General features: G+C 72.7%; 17 protein-coding genes. 8 read left to right on the forward strand and 9 right to left on the reverse strand.

The window, feature by feature from the left end; all coding sequences use genetic code 11:
* The first annotated feature begins 13 nt into the window (after positions 1-13).
* The 4 genes from sufU (at position 14) to dapD (ending at position 2,305) form a co-directional block, all read left to right on the forward strand.
* Complete coding sequence (gene sufU / locus ACFYWQ_RS39725) at positions 14-478, forward strand: Fe-S cluster assembly sulfur transfer protein SufU (protein WP_389524451.1); 465 nt, start codon at positions 14-16, stop codon at positions 476-478.
* Entirely contained in the window at positions 475-807 is a 333-nt protein-coding gene (locus ACFYWQ_RS39730; RefSeq protein ID WP_004989638.1) for a metal-sulfur cluster assembly factor, read from the forward strand. The genes sufU and ACFYWQ_RS39730 overlap by 4 nt, the downstream gene beginning before the upstream one ends.
* A 100-nt stretch (positions 808-907) precedes the next feature.
* Complete coding sequence (locus ACFYWQ_RS39735) at positions 908-1,228, forward strand: DMT family transporter (RefSeq protein WP_389524456.1); 321 nt, start codon at positions 908-910, stop codon at positions 1,226-1,228.
* A gap of 87 nt (positions 1,229-1,315) precedes the next feature.
* Positions 1,316-2,305 carry a 2,3,4,5-tetrahydropyridine-2,6-dicarboxylate N-succinyltransferase gene (dapD, locus tag ACFYWQ_RS39740; protein ID WP_389524459.1) on the forward strand — a complete coding sequence of 330 codons (990 nt, stop codon included), beginning with the start codon at positions 1,316-1,318 and terminating at the stop codon, positions 2,303-2,305.
* A gap of 58 nt (positions 2,306-2,363) precedes the next feature.
* Here dapD and ACFYWQ_RS39745 read toward each other — a convergent pair whose 3' ends face one another.
* Positions 2,364-2,870 carry a hypothetical protein gene (locus ACFYWQ_RS39745; protein WP_389524462.1) on the reverse strand — a complete coding sequence of 169 codons (507 nt, stop codon included), beginning with the start codon at positions 2,868-2,870 and terminating at the stop codon, positions 2,364-2,366.
* A gap of 39 nt (positions 2,871-2,909) precedes the next feature.
* On the reverse strand, positions 2,910-3,848 hold the full coding sequence (dapA, locus tag ACFYWQ_RS39750; RefSeq protein ID WP_389524465.1) for a 4-hydroxy-tetrahydrodipicolinate synthase: 939 nt from the start codon (positions 3,846-3,848) through the stop codon (positions 2,910-2,912).
* 175 nt (positions 3,849-4,023) lie between these two features.
* On the opposite strand from dapA, the gene ACFYWQ_RS39755 reads away from it, so the two are divergent.
* Complete coding sequence (locus ACFYWQ_RS39755) at positions 4,024-4,443, forward strand: phage holin family protein (protein WP_389524467.1); 420 nt, start codon at positions 4,024-4,026, stop codon at positions 4,441-4,443.
* Complete coding sequence (locus ACFYWQ_RS39760; RefSeq protein WP_389524470.1) at positions 4,440-5,069, forward strand: DUF3618 domain-containing protein; 630 nt, start codon at positions 4,440-4,442, stop codon at positions 5,067-5,069. The genes ACFYWQ_RS39755 and ACFYWQ_RS39760 overlap by 4 nt, the downstream gene beginning before the upstream one ends.
* Before the next feature lie 153 nt (positions 5,070-5,222).
* Here ACFYWQ_RS39760 and ACFYWQ_RS39765 read toward each other — a convergent pair whose 3' ends face one another.
* The gene (locus tag ACFYWQ_RS39765) at positions 5,223-7,046 is read right to left on the reverse strand and encodes an endonuclease/exonuclease/phosphatase family protein (RefSeq protein ID WP_389524472.1); all 1,824 of its coding nucleotides are present in this window, start codon (positions 7,044-7,046) and stop codon (positions 5,223-5,225) included.
* A gap of 251 nt (positions 7,047-7,297) precedes the next feature.
* Between ACFYWQ_RS39765 and ACFYWQ_RS39770 the strand changes: the two genes are divergently transcribed.
* Both ACFYWQ_RS39770 and ACFYWQ_RS39775 read left to right on the forward strand, forming a co-directional pair.
* Positions 7,298-8,725, forward strand: coding sequence for a hypothetical protein (locus ACFYWQ_RS39770; protein ID WP_389524475.1), 1,428 nt, complete (start codon positions 7,298-7,300; stop codon positions 8,723-8,725).
* Between the two features lie 195 nt (positions 8,726-8,920).
* A complete protein-coding gene (locus tag ACFYWQ_RS39775; RefSeq protein WP_389524478.1) occupies positions 8,921-10,378 on the forward strand; it encodes an alkaline phosphatase PhoX in 1,458 nt (485 codons plus the stop codon).
* Between the two features lie 73 nt (positions 10,379-10,451).
* Here ACFYWQ_RS39775 and ACFYWQ_RS39780 read toward each other — a convergent pair whose 3' ends face one another.
* From ACFYWQ_RS39780 to ACFYWQ_RS39805, 6 genes are all read right to left on the reverse strand, one after another.
* On the reverse strand, positions 10,452-11,651 hold the full coding sequence (locus tag ACFYWQ_RS39780) for a TerD family protein (RefSeq protein ID WP_389524790.1): 1,200 nt from the start codon (positions 11,649-11,651) through the stop codon (positions 10,452-10,454).
* Positions 11,652-11,826: 175 nt separating this feature from the next.
* A complete protein-coding gene (locus ACFYWQ_RS39785; protein WP_389524481.1) occupies positions 11,827-12,816 on the reverse strand; it encodes a zinc-dependent alcohol dehydrogenase family protein in 990 nt (329 codons plus the stop codon).
* Positions 12,813-13,655, reverse strand: coding sequence for a carbohydrate ABC transporter permease (locus tag ACFYWQ_RS39790; protein WP_389524483.1), 843 nt, complete (start codon positions 13,653-13,655; stop codon positions 12,813-12,815). Before ACFYWQ_RS39790 ends, ACFYWQ_RS39785 begins: the two co-directional genes overlap by 4 nt.
* Positions 13,652-14,590: a carbohydrate ABC transporter permease gene (locus ACFYWQ_RS39795; RefSeq protein ID WP_389524485.1), complete on the reverse strand. Its 939-nt coding sequence runs from the start codon at positions 14,588-14,590 to the stop codon at positions 13,652-13,654. Before ACFYWQ_RS39795 ends, ACFYWQ_RS39790 begins: the two co-directional genes overlap by 4 nt.
* Complete coding sequence (locus tag ACFYWQ_RS39800) at positions 14,587-15,960, reverse strand: ABC transporter substrate-binding protein (RefSeq protein ID WP_389524487.1); 1,374 nt, start codon at positions 15,958-15,960, stop codon at positions 14,587-14,589. Before ACFYWQ_RS39800 ends, ACFYWQ_RS39795 begins: the two co-directional genes overlap by 4 nt.
* 162 nt (positions 15,961-16,122) lie before the next feature.
* On the reverse strand, positions 16,123-16,893 hold the full coding sequence (locus tag ACFYWQ_RS39805) for a DeoR/GlpR family DNA-binding transcription regulator (protein ID WP_389524490.1): 771 nt from the start codon (positions 16,891-16,893) through the stop codon (positions 16,123-16,125).
* Positions 16,894-16,949: the final 56 nt, after the last annotated feature.

Consider the following 16,949-nt stretch of genomic DNA (forward strand, 5'->3'; position numbering starts at 1 on the left):
GACGAGCGATCGCATGAAGCTGGACTCCATGTACCAGGAAGTCATCCTGGACCACTACAAGCACCCGCACGGGCGGGGCTTGCGGGATGGCGACGCCGAGGTGCACCACGTCAACCCGACGTGCGGCGACGAGATCACCCTCCGTGTCAAGTACGACGGCACCACGGTCGAGGACGTCTCGTACGAGGGCCAGGGCTGTTCCATCAGCCAGGCCTCGGCCTCCGTACTGAACGACCTGCTCGTCGGCAAGGACCTGTCCGAGGCGCAGCGCATCCAGGAGACGTTCCTGGAGCTGATGCAGTCCAAGGGCAGGATCGAACCGGACGACGCGATGGAGGAGGTGCTGGAGGACGCCGTCGCGTTCGCCGGTGTCTCCAAGTACCCCGCCCGGGTCAAGTGCGCCCTCCTGAGCTGGATGGCGTGGAAGGACGCGACGGCCCAGGCGCTGGGCGCCGACGCCGAAAGGAAGACGGCATGAGCGAGACCGTGGAGATGAAGCCCGCCTCGGAGGAGGAACTCCGTGAGGCCCTGATGGACGTCGTCGACCCCGAACTGGGCATCGACGTCGTCAACCTCGGCCTGATCTACGGCATCCACGTCGACGACTCCAATGTGGCGACCGTCGACATGACCCTGACCTCCGCGGCGTGCCCGCTGACGGACGTCATCGAGGACCAGGCCAAGTCCGCCACGGACGGTCTGGTCAGCGAACTGCGGATCAACTGGGTCTGGATGCCGCCGTGGGGCCCCGACAAGATCACGGACGACGGGCGCGAGCAGCTCAGGGCGCTCGGCTTCAACGTCTGAGGCCGCCCGACAGAGGTCGCGCGGGAGCGGCGGCACCCGGCCCGGGTGCCGCCGCTCCCGGCTGTCCGGGGCGCGCGCCGCGTTCAGTACGCTCCCGCGCATGGGATACGTGACGCTCGCCGGAGCCATCGCCGCCGAGGTGGCCGCGACGACCGCCATGAAGTACAGCCACGGCTTCACCCGCCTGTGGCCCTCCCTGGTGACGGCCCTCGGCTACGTCGTCTCCTTCTCCCTGCTCTCCCAGACCCTGAAGACCGTCGGCATCGGCACGGCCTACGCCATATGGTCCGGCATCGGCACCGCGGCGATCGCCGTCCTCGGGCTGCTGCTCTTCGGCGAGGCCCTCACCCTCACCAAGGTCGCCGGAATCCTGCTGATCGTCGCCGGAGTGGTGGTGCTGAACGTCGGCGGCGCCCACTGAGGCCGGGCCACCGGTCCCCCCGCCCGCCACCTGAGACGCCGCCGGGCTGGTTGGCCTCCGCGGCCTCCCGCCGGTTAGGTTTCCCTCATGACCGACACGACTGCTCCTCGCACCACCGGCGCCGCGGCCGCCGGCCTCGCCACCCTCGCCGCCGACGGCACGGTTCTCGACACCTGGTTCCCCGCGCCCGAGCTCGTCACCGAGCCCGGCCCGTCCGGCACCGAGCGCCTGTCCGCCGAGAAGGCCGTGGAGCTGCTCGGTGACGGCGCCGCCAAGGCGATCGGCCCGGACGCCCGCCGGGGCGTCGAGGTGGTCGCGGTCCGCACGGTCATCGCCTCGCTCGACGACAAGCCGATCGACACGCACGACACCTACCTGCGTCTGCACCTGCTCTCCCACCGCCTGGTCGAGCCGCACGGCCAGAGCCTGGACGGCATCTTCGGCCTGCTCGCCAACGTCGCCTGGACCTCCCTCGGCCCGGTCGCGGTCGACGACCTCGAGAAGGTCCGCCTGAACGCGCGCGCCGAGGGCCTGCACCTCCAGGTGACGTCGGTCGACAAGTTCCCGCGCATGACGGACTACGTGGCGCCCAAGGGCGTCCGCATCGCCGACGCCGACCGCGTACGCCTCGGCGCGCACCTCGCCGCGGGCACGACCGTCATGCACGAGGGCTTCGTCAACTTCAACGCCGGCACCCTCGGCACGTCGATGGTGGAGGGCCGTATCTCCGCCGGTGTCGTGGTCGGCGACGGCTCGGACATCGGCGGCGGCGCGTCCACCATGGGCACCCTGTCGGGCGGCGGCAACGTCCGGATCACCATCGGCGAGCGCTGCCTCGTCGGCGCCGAGGCGGGCGTCGGCATCGCCCTCGGCGACGAGTGCGTGGTCGAGGCCGGCCTGTACGTCACCGCGGGCACCCGCGTGACGATGCCCGACGGCGAGATCGTCAAGGCCCGCGAGCTCTCCGGCGCCTCAAACATCCTCTTCCGCCGCAACTCGGTCACCGGCACGGTCGAGGCCCGCCCGAACAACGCGGTGTGGGGCGGACTGAACGAGGTCCTGCACAGCCACAACTGACCTGACCCGCCCGGCCGAAGCGCCCTCCCGCCCGCCGGGAGGGCGCTTCGTCGTGAGGTCAGGGCGCGGTCAGGCCCGCGGCGAACCGGCCCAGCGCCTCGAAGTCCTCCGTGCGCAGCCCGACCCGGGGATCCACGTGGTGCAGCAGGGCCGGCGCGGGGTGGTGGCGGGCGACGTACGCCGCGTCGGCGGCCGACTGCTCGTCGTCCACCCAGGCGAAGGGGCGCCCCGCGGCGTGGGCGACGAGCGCCTCCGTCTTCCAGTGCACCCCGTCGGGCCGCTCGGCGAACAGCCCGCGCCCGAAGTCGACGTACGGCAGCTCGGGCAGGCCGACGACCGGGGCGATCCAGCGGTTGGCCTCGCCCATCCACGTGGTCGCCCAGCACAGCTCGTAGGGCAGCTCCAGCAGGGCGGCCCCGTGCCCGGGGTGGAGCCACACCCGCAGGGGGCGGCCGGGGCGGAGGGTGGCCCTGATCGTCGTGTAGCCCTGCGGCCGGCGCTCCGGCTGGGCCGCGTACGGGTTGAGCGGTCCGTCGACGTCGAGGTAGAGCAACGGCCGGCGCATGAGGCCACCGTAGGCCGAACGGCGCAGCCGCGCCCGGACTTATGGCATGGACTCGGCGGTGAACCGTTCGTAGGCCTCCCGCAGGGTGTCGAGCGCGTCCGGGCCCGCCTCGCGCAGGGGTGCCCGGACCGGGCCGGCCGGCAGGCCGAGCAGGTTCAGGAGGGCCTTGGCGGTGACCGTTCCGGGCAGGTCCGCGGCCATCATCGGCTCGATGAGCGTGAGGGCCCGCTGCTGGAGCCGGGCGGCCCGCCCGGTGTCGCCGGTGTCGAACGCGTCGAGGACGGCGCGGAGTTCGGCCGGTACGACGTTGGCGACGGTGCTGATGTACCCGGCGGCGCCCACGGCGTACAGGGCGAGGTTCTGTTCGTCGCAGCCCGCGTAGGCGGCCAATCCGGTGCGGGCGAGGACCTTCTGGGTGCCGAGGAGGTCGTAGGAGCAGTCCTTGACGGCGACGATCCGGGGGTGCTCGGCGAGCCGGATCACCGTCTCCGGCTCGATGCGGGTGCCGGTCCGGCCGGGGATGTCGTACAGCATCACGGGCAGCCCGCATCCGTCCGCCACTTCCCGGAAGTGCGCCTCCAGGGCGTCCTGCGGGGGCCTGCTGTAGTAGGGGCTGACCACCAGCACCCCGTCGGCGCCGGCCTTCTCGGCGGCGAGGGCGAGGCCGACGGTGTGGCGGGTGTCGGCGGTGCCCACGCCCGCCACCAGGGGGACACGGTCGCCGACGGCCGCTCGTACGGCCCGCACCAGCTCCGTCTTCTCGGCGTCCGTGGTGGTCGGCGACTCTCCCGTCGTCCCGGACAGGACGAGTCCGTCGCACCCGGCCGCCACCAGGTGGTCGGCGAGCCGCTGGGCGCCGTCGAGGTCGAGGGCTCCCGTCGGGGTGAAGGGCGTGACCATCGCGCAGAGGGCGCGGCCGAAGGGAGCGGCGGGGGAGGGGGCGGTGGCAGGGGGCGGAGCGGGGTGCGGGTGCGTCATGGGGGTAGTCTCGGCGGGTCGATGGTGTAGCTCTACTTAAATTTCGTACGAGGTATCCATAAGCAGTGCTACGGCATGGGGGCGGGCGAGGGCGCGGCGCGGCGGGGCGTCGCAGGGGTAGCGGCGGGCTGCCGGGGTACCCGGGTGTCTCCGAACCGAGAGGAGGCGGAACACCGTGACCGGGACCATGGACACCCGGCCCGTCCACGACGGGCACCGCACGGTCGGCGAACTCGTCGGCCAGGCCAGCGAGCAGCTCTCCCGGCTCGTACGGCAGGAGATCGCCCTCGCCAAGGAGGAACTGACCGAGAAGGGCCGTCGCGCCGGCCGCGGCGGCGGCCTGCTGGGAGCGGCGGGCGCGTTCGCCTACGCCGGTCTGCTCGCCCTCGCCGGCACGGGCGTCGCCGCCCTCTCGCTGGCGCTGCCCGTGTGGGCCGCGGCGCTCATCGTCACGGCGGTGCTGTTCGTGATCGCCGCCGTCCTGGCCGCGACCGGCCGCGGCCAGCTGCGCCGGGCCACGCCCCCCACGCCCGAGGAGGCTCTCGGCAGCGTCAGGGCCGATGTCGAGGAGATCAGGGAAAGGGCGCACCGATGACGGACAGGACAGGGGCGGACGGCACGGCGGCCGGCGCGGACGGCACCGCGGAGCTGCGCCGGCAGATAGCGCAGACCCGGAGCCAGCTGGGGCACACCGTGGAGGAACTGGCGGCGAAGACGGACATCCGCGGCCGGGCCCGGGCCCGGGCGGCCGATCTGCGTGACCGCGCCGGTGCCATGACGGTCCAGCTCCGCAGCACGGCGGCCCAGGCGGGCCACGCCGTCCAGGACAGGGCGAAGGAGACCGGCCACGTCCTCCAGGGGAAGGCGAAGGGGACCGGTCACGCGCTCCAGGACCGGGCGAAGGAAACCGGTCACACGCTCCAGGACAGGGCGAAGGGCGCGGGGCACACCGTCCAGGACAGGGCGCGGGAGTCCGGTCACGCTCTCCAGGACAGGGCGCGAGAGACCGGCCATGTCCTCCAGGACCGGGCGAAGGAAACCGGTCACGCGCTCCAGGACAGGAGCGTGCACGCCGGGCAGACCGTGGAGCAGCGCGTCCCCGAGCGGCTGCGCCCGCCGGTGCGGGTCGTGGCGCGGCACCCGGGGTCGGTCGTGCTCGTGGTGGCGGGCGCGACGCTCGTCGCGGCGGGCGTGCTGGTGTGGCGCAGGGCCCGGCACTGACGGGCCGTCACCGACCCGCCCCCGGACGCCGTAGGGCGCCGGAGGGGCGACGGGCGGGCCCGGCATCCGTGGGGCGGATGCCGGGCCCCCGTCCGCGGCGGGGCCGGGCCGGACACCCGTCCGGCCCGGCCCCGCGCGTTCACCGCTCCCCGGTCACGGCCTGAAGCGCAGCACCTGCGGGTCGTGGTCGCTGATCTGGTCGTTGAACTCGGCGTTGAGGTGCACGCTGTCGTACGCGAAGGCACCGCGCCGGATCGACGGGCTGACCAGGATCTGGTCGAGGACCTGGCTGTTGCCCTGGTAGACGTACGAGTACCGCTCGCTCTTCGGCAGGGACTTGACGGCCGACCACAGCGCGCCGTCGTCCTCCAGGATCCGGGCGGTGCCGGAGAACTCGAAGTCGTTGATGTCGCCGAGGGCGACGACGTCCGCGTTCTTCTGGACGGCGAGGACGTCCTTGACGAAGGAGTTGACGAGCGCCGCCTGCTGGTGGCGCTGGGTCTCGGAGCTGCGCACCACCGGCTGGTACTGCGCGGTCAGACCCTGGTCGCCGCCCTTGGAGTTGAAGTGGTTGGCGATCACGAAGACCGTCCGGCCGCGGAAGACGAACTCGCCGACCAGCGGCTTGCGGCTGGAGTCCCAGGCGGTGTCCGCCGGGGCGATGCGGCCGGGGGAGACCGTCAGCGCGGCCTTGCCCCGCTCCTTCGTGACGCCGACGGCGGTCGTGGCGTCCCCGCCCGCGCGGTCGGTGAAGGACACCCGCTCCGGGTCGAACAGGAACACCTGACGGATGTTGCCGCCCGGCTCGCCGCCGTCGGTGCCGTCCGTCGGGTCGACCGAGCGCCAGTCGTACCTCGGGCCGCCCGCCGCGACGATCGCGTCGATCAGCTTGCCCACCGTCAGGTCGGCGGCGACCGTGCCGTCGTCCGTGGCGCCGTTGTTGTCCTGGATCTCCTCCAGGGACACGATGTCCGGCGACTTCAGGTTGTTCACGATCGCGGAGGCGTGCTCCTCGAACGTGGCGTCGGACGGGTCGAGGTTCTCGACGTTGTACGTCGCGACCGCGAGCTCGCCGCTCTTCTGCTCGGCCGTCGTCTCGCGCTCCAGACCGGCGCTGTCCAGCGTGCCGATGCGGTTGGCGACGACGGTGTAACCGCCGTACTGGTTGTAGTCCAGCGGGCCGGCGGTGGTGCCGGTGAGGGTGTCGCCGACGTTCGCCACCGGGAAGTCGGCGACCGCGCCGAGCGACTGGATCTGGAGCCGGCCGGTGTTCTGGGAGTCGTAGGAGCCGTAGACCGTGCCGCCGCGGCGGGTGCGGTTCTCGCCCGGCTTCACCGTGACCCACAGCTCCGTGTACGGGTCGGTGGCGCCGACCACGCGGACGTCGGCGACCTGGACGTTCATGCCCTCCAGGGACTCGTAGTAGTCCAGGGCGTACGTGTCGGGCCGCAGGGTGAGGCCGTTGACGGAGTTGTTCGCGGCCGGGTCGCCCGCCGGGGCGTACGCCGCCGGGACCGACCGCGCGCTCACGACGGTCGCGGCGGGGACCGTGTTGCCGCTGGAGACGACGGTCACGGTCGGGCGGACGATCTCCGTCAGCGCCTGGTTGCCGGTCGAGGTGCCGCCCGGCACGTACTCCGAGACCGTGCCGGTGACGGTGACCGCGTCACCGACGGCGACCTTCGGGGTGGAGCTGGTGAAGACGAAGACGCCCTCACTGGTGGCCGGGTCGGCGTCCGGGTCCGGGTCCTGGATCCAGAAGCCTCTGGAGGAGCCGTAGGTGCGCACGCCGGTGACGATTCCGGTCACGTCCGTGACCTGTTGGCCGGCGTACGGCGAGACGCGTGTGGTGCCCTGGATGTCGTGGATGCGCACGGAGTCGGCCTGCGCGGGCGCGGCGACGACGACGGTGGACGCCGCGGAGCACACGGCGGCGACGGTGAGCGCGGCGAGCCGCGCGGAAGACCTGCTGGGCAAGGGGTTCCCTCCGGGGACGTACGAGAGCGCCGGGACGAGGGTGATGCGTGGGGCGCGGCGACGCGCGGAGACAGACGGTGAACACCTGTCGCCCCAACTTCTACGCGCGTCAATCTCCTGCCTGGCAACGCCGGTTGTCAAGGTTTCGGCCATGTACGCAGGCCGACCGGGAGATGAACCGGGCGGCATGGGTTCATATCCGTCTAGGCTGAGCGGTCGAGTGGAACGACCCGTCCGAGGAGAACCAGCCGATGTCAGACAGCTCCCCCCTGCCGCCCGTGCGGCTGCACCCCGAAGCGGAGCTGGCGCGCGACGCGCTGTCGACCCCGTTGCTCTCCCGGGCCGCCCGTCTCGCCCGCTGGGCCGGCCCCGACACCCGCGTCGACGCCGGGGGCGGACTCGTCGACGAGCAGTTGCCGGCCGCCGCCGAGGTGCTCGGGCTGACCGGCGACGAGGCCGCGGCGTACGCGAGCGAGGCCTGGCGGATCGCCGTGGACGCCGGGCTCGTCGAGGTCACCGACGAGGAGGCCGGCACCGTCGCCGCCGGCGCGGACCTGGCCCTGCTGACCGGCGGTTCCCCGCACGACGTGCTCGCCGTCTGGCTCGGCGCCCTGGAGACGGTGCTCGCCGACGCGACCGTGCCCGACCTCGACGAGCTGATGGAGGTCATGGACGAGGGCGGCGAGGTCGACTTCTCCCGGCTCGACTGGGACCCCGAGGCCGAGGCCGCCTTCCTCGACGGTGTCCTCGGCAACCTCTACCTGCTCACGGTCGGGGAGGACGGCCCCGGTGACGACCCCGTGCCGCTGCCCGCGCTCGCCGCCTCCGTGCTCGTCCCCGGCGACATGGCCCACCCCACCAACGACGTGCTGGAACAGGTCTCCGACGCGATGATGCGCCTCGACGACCAGTTCCGGCTGCTGGAGCCGATCGGCCTGGTCGCCTACCGGCCCGTCGACGAGGCCCTGATGGGCGACCCCGACGAGGAGCCCGCCGCCCCGGTCGACGAGACCGACGTCTCCCGCTACGGCATGGTCCGCCTCACCCCGCTCGGCCTCTACGGACTGCGGGCCCGGCTCCAGGAGGCCGGCTTCCAGGCGCCCGCCGTCGGCGACCTCGCCGACAAGGGGGCCGACGTCCTGCTCGACGGCAGCGCCGCCTACGGGCCGCGCGCCGCGCGCGCCGAGACCGAGCAGTGGCTGCACCTGCGGGAACCCGTCGACGCCGCCCGGGAGCTGCTGGCCGCCGCCCGCGGCTCGGACGAGGGCGCGCCGCTGCGCCGGCTGCGCTGCCAGCAGGCCCTCTCCCTCGTCGGAGGCCAGGCCGAACCCGCGGTGCGCGAGGTGCTCGACGACCCCGAACTGGGCGGCCTCGCCCGGGTCTGGCTGAGCGAGCTGGGCGCCGGCGACGTACCGCCCCCCTCCGAGGCGATGGTCTTCTGGCTCACCATCGACACCGTGGCCGCCCAACTGGCCGCCGAGGGCAACTCGGAGGAACTCCAGGGCCTCGTCGAGGGGCTCGCCCAGCAGCACGGCGGCTTCTTCGCGGCGGCCTGGCGGGTGGACCACCCGGCCACCGCCGACGTCCTGGAGGCGATGGGCCGGCTGCACCCGGACAAGCGGATCGCCAAGGAGGCGCGCAAGGCCGCGTTCAAGGCGCGGTCGCAGCAGGGCGGATGAGCGCCCCCTCCCGGTGAGGAGCCGGTGAGGAGCCGGTGGGGGAGCCGGTGGGGGAGCCGGTGGTGGCGCGGGTTCACGCAAGCGGGCCCGCGATGGCCGTCCGCCGTTCAACGCCCGTTCAGACCTGGGCGGGACGGTGGCGCCGATCCGAGGACCGCCGGCCTCCACGGCACTCCCACCGTCTCAGGAGACACCATGTCGCTCACTCGCAGGGACTTCGCCAGGACATCAGCGGCCACCGGTGCGGGGGTCGCGCTGGCGGGCAGCGTCGGGGCCCTGGCCAGCGCGCCCAACGCGCTCGCGTCGACGGACACGGACACGGACAGCGCGGAGGGGGCGTCGGCGGCCGGGCACGGCGGGGTCGGCTACGGGCCGCTGCTGCCCGACCCGGACGGCATCCTCGCGCTGCCCGCCGGCTTCACCTACCGCGTCATCACCCACAGCGGCAGGACCAGGCTGGAGTCGGGCGAGTTCACGCCCTCCAACCACGACGGGACGGCCACCTTCGACGGCCCGCGCGGCACCACCCTCCTCGTCAACAACCACGAGCTGAAGGGCCCGCGCGCCGGCTGGACCCACCCCGTGCCGCTCACCGAGGGCCTGGTCTACGACCCGGCCGCGGCCGGCGGCTGCACGGTCGTCGAGGTGCGCCCCGACGGACAGGTCGCCGAGTGGGTCGGCATCGCCGGCACCTCCACCAACTGCGCGGGCGGCCGCACCTCCTGGGGCACCTGGCTGACCTGCGAGGAGAACTCCGACCGGGCCGGCACCAACGGCATGACCAAGGACCACGGCTACGTCTTCGAGGTCGACCCCCGCGACCGCCGCGCCAACCAGGACCCCAAGCCGCTGAAGTTCTTCGGCCGCTACGACCACGAGGCCGTCGTCATCGACCCCAAGCGCAGCCACGCCTACCTCACCGAGGACGCCTCCGGCCCCAACGGCCTGCTCTTCCGCTGGACCCCGCCGACGGGCTTCGAGCACGGCCGCGGACGGTTCCGCGGCCTCGCCGACGACGCCGGCGTCCTCCAGGCCCCCCGGTGCTTCGACTCCGGCGGCACGTTCGTCGACGACCTGTCCCGGGCCACCAGGATCGGCACGGTGTACGGCGTCGACTGGGTCGACGTCCCCGACCGCGACGCCACGACCGTCGCCGTGCGCAAGCAGTTCGCCGACGGGGAGATCACCCGCGCCCGCAAGCTGGAGGGCATGTGGTGGGCCGACGGCGGCGCCTACGTCGTCTCCTCCTACGCCCGCTCGGAGAGCCCCGGCACCCCGCACGACGGCCAGGTCTGGTTCTACGACCCCCGGCGCCGCACCCTCACCCTGAAGGTCCTCCTCGGCGTCAACCCCGACCCGTCGGCCGACGGCGCCTTCGACGGCCCCGACAACATCACCGTCTCCCCCTACGGCGGCCTCGTCATCGCCGAGGACGGCGAGGGCGTCCAGCACCTCTTCGGCGCCACCGACAGCGGCCGCACCTACCCCATCGCCCGCAACGAGCTGAACATCGGCACCGAGGACGAGCCGGAGTACAGCGAGTTCACCGGCGTGACCTTCTCGCCCGACGGCCGGACCCTGTACGCCAACATCCAGGAGCCCGGCATCATGCTGGCGATCACGGGGCCGTGGAAGCGGCAGAAGCGCGGCTGACCGGACTCCGGGCGGTGGGCGTTGCCTGGACCCTGTCGTCCAGGGCGCCCACCGCCCGTCGTCTCCCGTCGTCTCAGAGGGCCTGGGCGGCGGGCTTCACCATGTTGCGGACCGTCCGGGCCTTCACGAACTCGCCCATGGCCGTCATCTCCCACTCGCCGGAGAACTGGCGGATCAGCTTCGCCATCATCACGCCCGTCTGCGGCTCGGCGCCGGTGAGGTCGAAGCGGACGAGTTCCTCATCGGTGGTGGCGTCCACGAGGCGGCAGTAGGCCTTGGCGACCTCGGTGAACTTCTGGCCGGTGAACGAGTTGACGGTGAAGACCAGGCCCGTGACCTCCTGCGGGAGACGGCCGAGGTCGACGGTGATCACCTCGTCGTCGCCGCCGCCCTCGCCGGTGAGGTTGTCACCGGAGTGCTTGATCGCGCCGTTGACGATGGTCAGCTTGCCGAAGTAGCAGCTGTCGATGTGGTTGCGCTGGGGGCCGTAGGCGATGACCGAGGCGTCCAGGTCGATGTCCCGGCCGCGGAAGGCGGGCTCCCAGCCGAGGCCCATCCTGACCTGGGCGAGGAGCGGGCGGCCGCCCTTCACGAGGGAGACCGTCTGGTTCTTCTGGAGGCTGACGCGGCCCTTGTCGAGGTTGATCTTCCCGGCGCCGGGGGCGGGCGGGGCCGGGGGAGCGGGCGGCGCGGGCGGTGCGGCCGGGGCGGACACCGCGGGCGCCGGCGGCGGTGCGGCGGGCATGGGCGGGGCGGCCGGCGGGACCGAGGCCGGGGCGGGCTCCTCTACCGTGACGCCGAAGTCGGTGGCGATGCCGGCCAGGCCGTCGGCGTAGCCCTGGCCGACCGCGCGGGCCTTCCAGGCGCCGTTGCGCCGGTAGATCTCCACGACGACGAGCGCCGTCTCGGTGCCGAGCCGCGGGGGCGTGAACGTGGCCAGGACGCCGTTGTCGTCCGCGTTGCGGATCGTGGCCGTCGGTTCGATGCCCTGGAAGGTCTGGCCCGCGGCGTCCGGGCTCGCGGTGACGACGATCTTCTCGATGCCCGGGGGGAGGGCGGAGGTGTCGACGGTGATCGCGTCGGGGGCGGCGCCGCCGCCCGAGCGGTACGCCACGCCCGGCCCGCTCGGCTGGTTGTAGAAGATGAAGTCGTCGTCGGAGCGCACCTTGCCGTCGGCGGTGAGCAGCAGGCCCGAAACGTCGAGCCGCACGGGGGCCGCGACGTCCACCGTCACACGGACGGCGGGGAGCGGGATGTTCGAGCCGGGGGTCATAGCTGTCATGCCGGATGAACGAGCGAGGCCGTTTTGCCGTTCCCTTACTTTCCCCGTTCGGAGGGACTGCGCTCTCCCGGTCCGGAGGGCTGGACCCTCCCGGTTCGGAGGCTGGACTCTCCCTGTCCGGCGGGCCGGGCCGGGGCTCCGCGGTCCGGGGCCCCGGCCGGGTTCCTCACGGCACCACGACGATCTTGCGCCCCACCCCCGCCGCGAACTGCTCCAGCGCCGCCGGGTACCGCTCCAGCGGCAGGCGGTCGCTGATGAAGACGTCCGGGTCCAGCACGCCGCCCGCGAAGAGCTCCGCCGCGCGTTCGAAGCTGTGCAGGACGGCCATCGAGCCGGTGATGGTGATCTCCTGGTTGTAGATGCGGTACGGGTCGATGGTGACGCGCGTCGCGTAGTCCGCCACCCCGAACTGAAGGAACGTCCCCGCCTTGGCCACCCTGCCCAGGCCGTCCTGGATCGCCGCCGCGTTGCCCGTCGCGTCGACCACCACGTCCCAGCCCTGCGGCCGCTCCAGCTCGTCCGCGTCCGCCGCCGACCCCGACACGCCCAGCCGGCGCGCCGTCTCCAGCCGCGCCGGGTTCACGTCCACCACGTCGACGCTCGCCGCGCCGGTCCGCTTGGCGAGCTCCAGCATCATCAGGCCCATCGTCCCGGAGCCGTAGATCAGGACATGGGCGCCGAGGCGCGAGCGCAGGACGTCGTAGCCGCGCACCGCGCACGACAGCGGCTCCACCAGGGCCGCGTCCTGGGTGCGCACGTGCTCCGGCAGCTTCACGCAGTTCGCCACCGGGGCCACCGCGTACTGGGCGGCGCCCCCGGCCGTCGTCACGCCGATCGCCGCCCACCGCTCGCAGAGGTTGTTGTGGCCGGTGCGGCAGTAGCGGCACTCGTGGCAGTACAGCGACGGGTCCACGGCGACGCGGTCGCCCACCGACACCTCCGTGACCTGGGTGCCGACCCCGACGACCTCGCCGGCGAACTCGTGCCCCGGCACGATCGGCAGCTTCGGCGCGAACTCGCCCTGGAGGATGTGCAGGTCCGTGCCGCACAGGCCGCAGGCGGCGACCTCGACGACGACCTCGCGCGGCCCGGGCGTCGGGTCCGGGACCTCGGCGACGACGGCCCGGCCCACGGACTCGATGACGGCGGCCTTCATTTCACGGCTCCCAACGACAGGCCCTGGACCAGTTTGTCCTGGGCGGCGAACCCCGCGGCGAGCACCGGCAGGGAGACGACGAGCGACGCGGCGCACACCTTGGCCAGGAACAGGCCCTGGCTGGTGATGAAACCGGTCAGGAAGACGGGGGCGGTCCCGGCGACCACGCCGGTCAGCACCCGGGCGAACAGCAGCTCGTTCCAGCTGAAGATGAAGCAGATCAGGGCTGTCGCGGCGATGCCCGGCAGGGCGATCGGGGCGACCACGCGCGCGAGGACGGTCGGCAGGCGCGCGCCGTCCACCCGGGCCGCCTCGATGACCGCCACCGGGACCTCGGCGAGGAAGGACTGCATCATCCACACCGCGATCGGCAGGTTCATGGAGGTGTAGAGGACGACCAGCAGCCAGATGTTGTCGAGCAGACCCGCGTTCTTCGCGAACAGGTAGACCGGCAGCAGGCCCGCCACGGCCGGCAGCATCTTCGTCGACAGGAAGAAGAACAGCACGTCCGTCCACTTGCGCACCCGGCGGATCGACAGCGCGTACGCGGCGGGCAGCGCCAGCAGCAGGACCAGCAGCGTCGAGGCGACCGACGCCACCGTCGAGTTGATCAGCGCCGGCCAGGGGCTCGCCCCGCCGCCCGCGCCGAAGAACTCGCGGTAGCCGTCCAGCGTCAGCGCCGCGGCGAAGGAGGGCGGGTTGGTCGCCGCGTCCGTCTCCGAGTGCAGGGACGTCAGCGCCATCCACGCGATGGGCAGGAAGAACACGATCCCCGCCAGCCAGGCGACCAGGCCCAGGCCGGCGCCCTTGCGGCGGACGCGTGCGGTGGTTGCGCTCATGGGCGGGACCCCTCCTCGCGGAACAGGGACGAGACGACGCGCAGGGCGAAGGTCGCGATGACGATCGAGCCGATGACGACCAGGACGCCCGCGGCGGAGGCGAGGCCGTTCTCGTGGGCCTGGTAGAAGCTCTGGTAGACGGTGTAGGGCAGGTTCGCCGTGCCCAGGCCGCCGGAGGTGAGGGTGAAGACGGCGTCGAAGTTCTGGACGATGTAGATCGAGCCGAGGAGGGCGCCGAGTTCCAGGTAGCGGCGCAGGTGCGGGAGCGTCAGGTGGCGGAAGACCTGCCAGTCGCTCGCGCCGTCCACCCGGGCGGCCTCGATCTGCTGCTGGTCCCGGCTCTGGAGGCCGGCCAGCAGGATGAGCATCATGAACGGCGTCCACTGCCACACCAGCGAGGCCTCCACCGCGAGCAGCGGAGTCGAGGAGATCCAGTCGGGCTGCGGGCCGCCGACGTAGTGGAGCAGGCCGTTGAGCAGGCCGTACTCGGGGTTGTACAGCACGTGCTTCCAGAGCAGGGCCGCCGCCACCGGGACCACGAGGAACGGGGCGATCAGCAGGGTGCGGACCACGCCCCTGCCCCGGAACCTGCGGTCCAGCAGGAGGGCGAGGAGCAGGCCGAGGACGAGACTGGCCAGGACCACCGCCACCGTGAGGAGCAGCGTCGTCCACACCGAGTGGCGCAGGTCGGCGTCGGTGAGGACCTGGTGGTAGTTGTCGAGGCCGGTGAAGCGGCGGGCGTCGGGGTAGAGGGCGTTCCAGTCGAAGAAGGAGATCACCAGCGTGGCCACGAACGGCAGCTGGGTCACGGCGATCATGAAGATCAGGGCGGGCAGCAGGGGGGCGCGGGTGGCCCAGGCGCGCAGCCGGGCGGAGGGCTGCCGTGCGGCGGGCGGCGCGGTGGTGGCCGCGGGGGCCGTCGTGGTGGCGGTCATCGTCCCTCGTACTCCTCGGAGATCCGCTCGGCGAGCTGCTGGGACTTCTTCAGGGCCGACGCGACGGACTGGCGTCCGGCGATGGCCGCGCTGATCTCCTGGGAGACCTTGGTGCCGAGGTCGGTGAACTCGGGGATGCCGACGAACTGGATGCCCGGCGCGGGCCGCGGCTGGACGCCGGGGTCGTTCGGCCGGGCCGCCTCGATGGCCGCCCTGGTCATCTCCTGGAAGGCGGCGGCCTCCGCGGCGTAGGCGGCGTTCTCGTACGTCGACGCGCGTTTGCCCGCCGGGACGTTCGCCCAGCCGATCTCCTCGCCGACGAGTTCCTCGTACTCCTTGCTCGACGCCCAGGAGACGAACTGCCAGGCCTTGTCGGTGTTGCGGGAGGCCTTCTGGATGCCCCAGGCCCAGGTGTACAGCCAGCCGGAGGAGTCGGTCTTCTCCACGGGTGCGGGGACGTAGCCCACCTTGCCCTTGACCGGGGACTCCGCCGCTTCCAGGGAGCCGGCGGCGGAGGTGGCGTCGTACCACATGGCGACCTTGCCCTGGGTCATGTTGTTCAGGCACTCGGCGAAGCCGGACTGGGCGGCGCCGGACTCGCCGTGCTCGCGGACGAGGCCGACGTAGAACTCCGTCGCCTCCTCGAACTCGGGGGAGTCCAGCCGGGCCTTCCAGTCCTTGTCGAACCAGGTGCCGCCGAAGGTGTTCACCACGGTCGTGAGCGGGGCCATGACCTCGCCCCAGCCGGGCAGGCCGCGCAGGCAGATGCCCTTCATGCCGGGTTCGGCGCCGTCCACCTTCGCCGCGAGGTCGGCGACCTGGGTCCAGGTGGGGTGGGCGGGCATGGTCAGCCCCTGCTCGGCGAACACGTCCTTGCGGTACATGAGGAAGGACGACTCGCCGTAGAAGGGCTGGCCGTAGAGCTTGCCGTCGTCGCCGGTGAGGGACTCGCGCATCGGTTCGAGGACGTCCTGCTCGTCGTAGTCCGGGTCCTCGCCGGCGTAGGAGTCCATCTCGTGCAGCCAGCCGTTGCGGGCGTAGATGGGGATCTCGTAGTTGGAGAGGGTGGCCACGTCGTACTGGCCCGCCTGGTTGGCGAAGTCCTGGCTGATCTTGTCGCGGACGTCGTTCTCGGGCAGCACCGTGAAGTTGACCTTGATGCCGGTCTGCCGGGTGAAGTGGTCGGCGGTGAGTTTCTGAAGCTCCGTCATCTGGGGGTTGTTGACCATCAGGACGTTGATCGAGTCGCCGCCCGATCCGGCTCCGCCCGCACCGGCCCAGCAGCCGGAGAGCAGCGGGGCGAGCAGCGTCCCTGCGACGGCCAGGGCGAGCGGGGCTCGCGGTGGCCGTCGTCGGCTCTGGGTTCGCATGGATCGCTCCATCAGGTAGGGGACGTGGGGTGATGAAAGGGGAGATATGGGGTGCGGCCGGGGAGAGGGGGCCCGGGACGGGCGGGGGGTGAGGCCGGTGGGTGGGGCTGGTGGGCTGGGCCGTTGGGTAGGGCCGGTGGGCGGGGCCGGTGGGCGGGTTCCTCAGACCCTGAGGACCTGGGGCCCCAGCAGCGAGTAGCGGTGGGCCTCCGAGGCCGGCAGCAGGGTGCTCGTCACGATCGCCTCCAAGGTGCCGACCTCGGCGAACCGGCAGAAGCTGACCGCGCCGAACTTGGTGTGCACGCCCGCGAACACCGTGCGGCGCGCCGCCCGCACGGCCTGTGCCTTGACCTCGCCGACGGCCGGGTCGGGCGTGGTCAGTCCGTGGTCGCGGGTGATGCCGTTGGCGCCGATGTACGCGAGGTCGATGACGAAGCCGGCCAGCATCTTCGTCGTCCAGTGGTCGACGGTCGCCAGGGTGCCGGCCCGGACCCGGCCGCCGAGCAGCAGGACGGAGACGGTGCCGGCCTCGGCGAGGGCTCCGGCGACCGGCAGGGACGCGGTGACCACCGTGAGCGGCCGGTCCCGGGGCAGTGCCTCGGCGATGAGCTGCGGGGTGAAGCCCTCGTCGACGAAGACCGTCTCGGCGTCGCCGAGGAGCCCCGCCGCGGCGGCGGCGATCCGGCGTTTCTCGGGCACGTGGCTGGTGGCGCGGAAGGCGAGGGTCGTCTCGAAGCCGGCGCTCTCCACGGGGTAGGCGCCGCCGTGCGTGCGGCGCACCAGACCGTGGTCCTCCAGGGCGCGCAGATCCCGCCGTACGGTCTCCTTGGCCACGCCCAGCCGGGCGGCGAGCGCGGTGACGTCGACCGATCCGGTGGCGCGCGCGACCCGTACGATCTCCCGCTGGCGCTCCTCCGCCGTCCTCGCGGTCATCCCGACACCTCGCTCTCCCCTGCCCGTTCGGGCCCGGTGCGGCCCATGGGGGAAGT

This window comes from Streptomyces sp. NPDC003247, assembly GCF_042888135.1.
GTDB lineage: Bacteria > Actinomycetota > Actinomycetes > Streptomycetales > Streptomycetaceae > Streptomyces.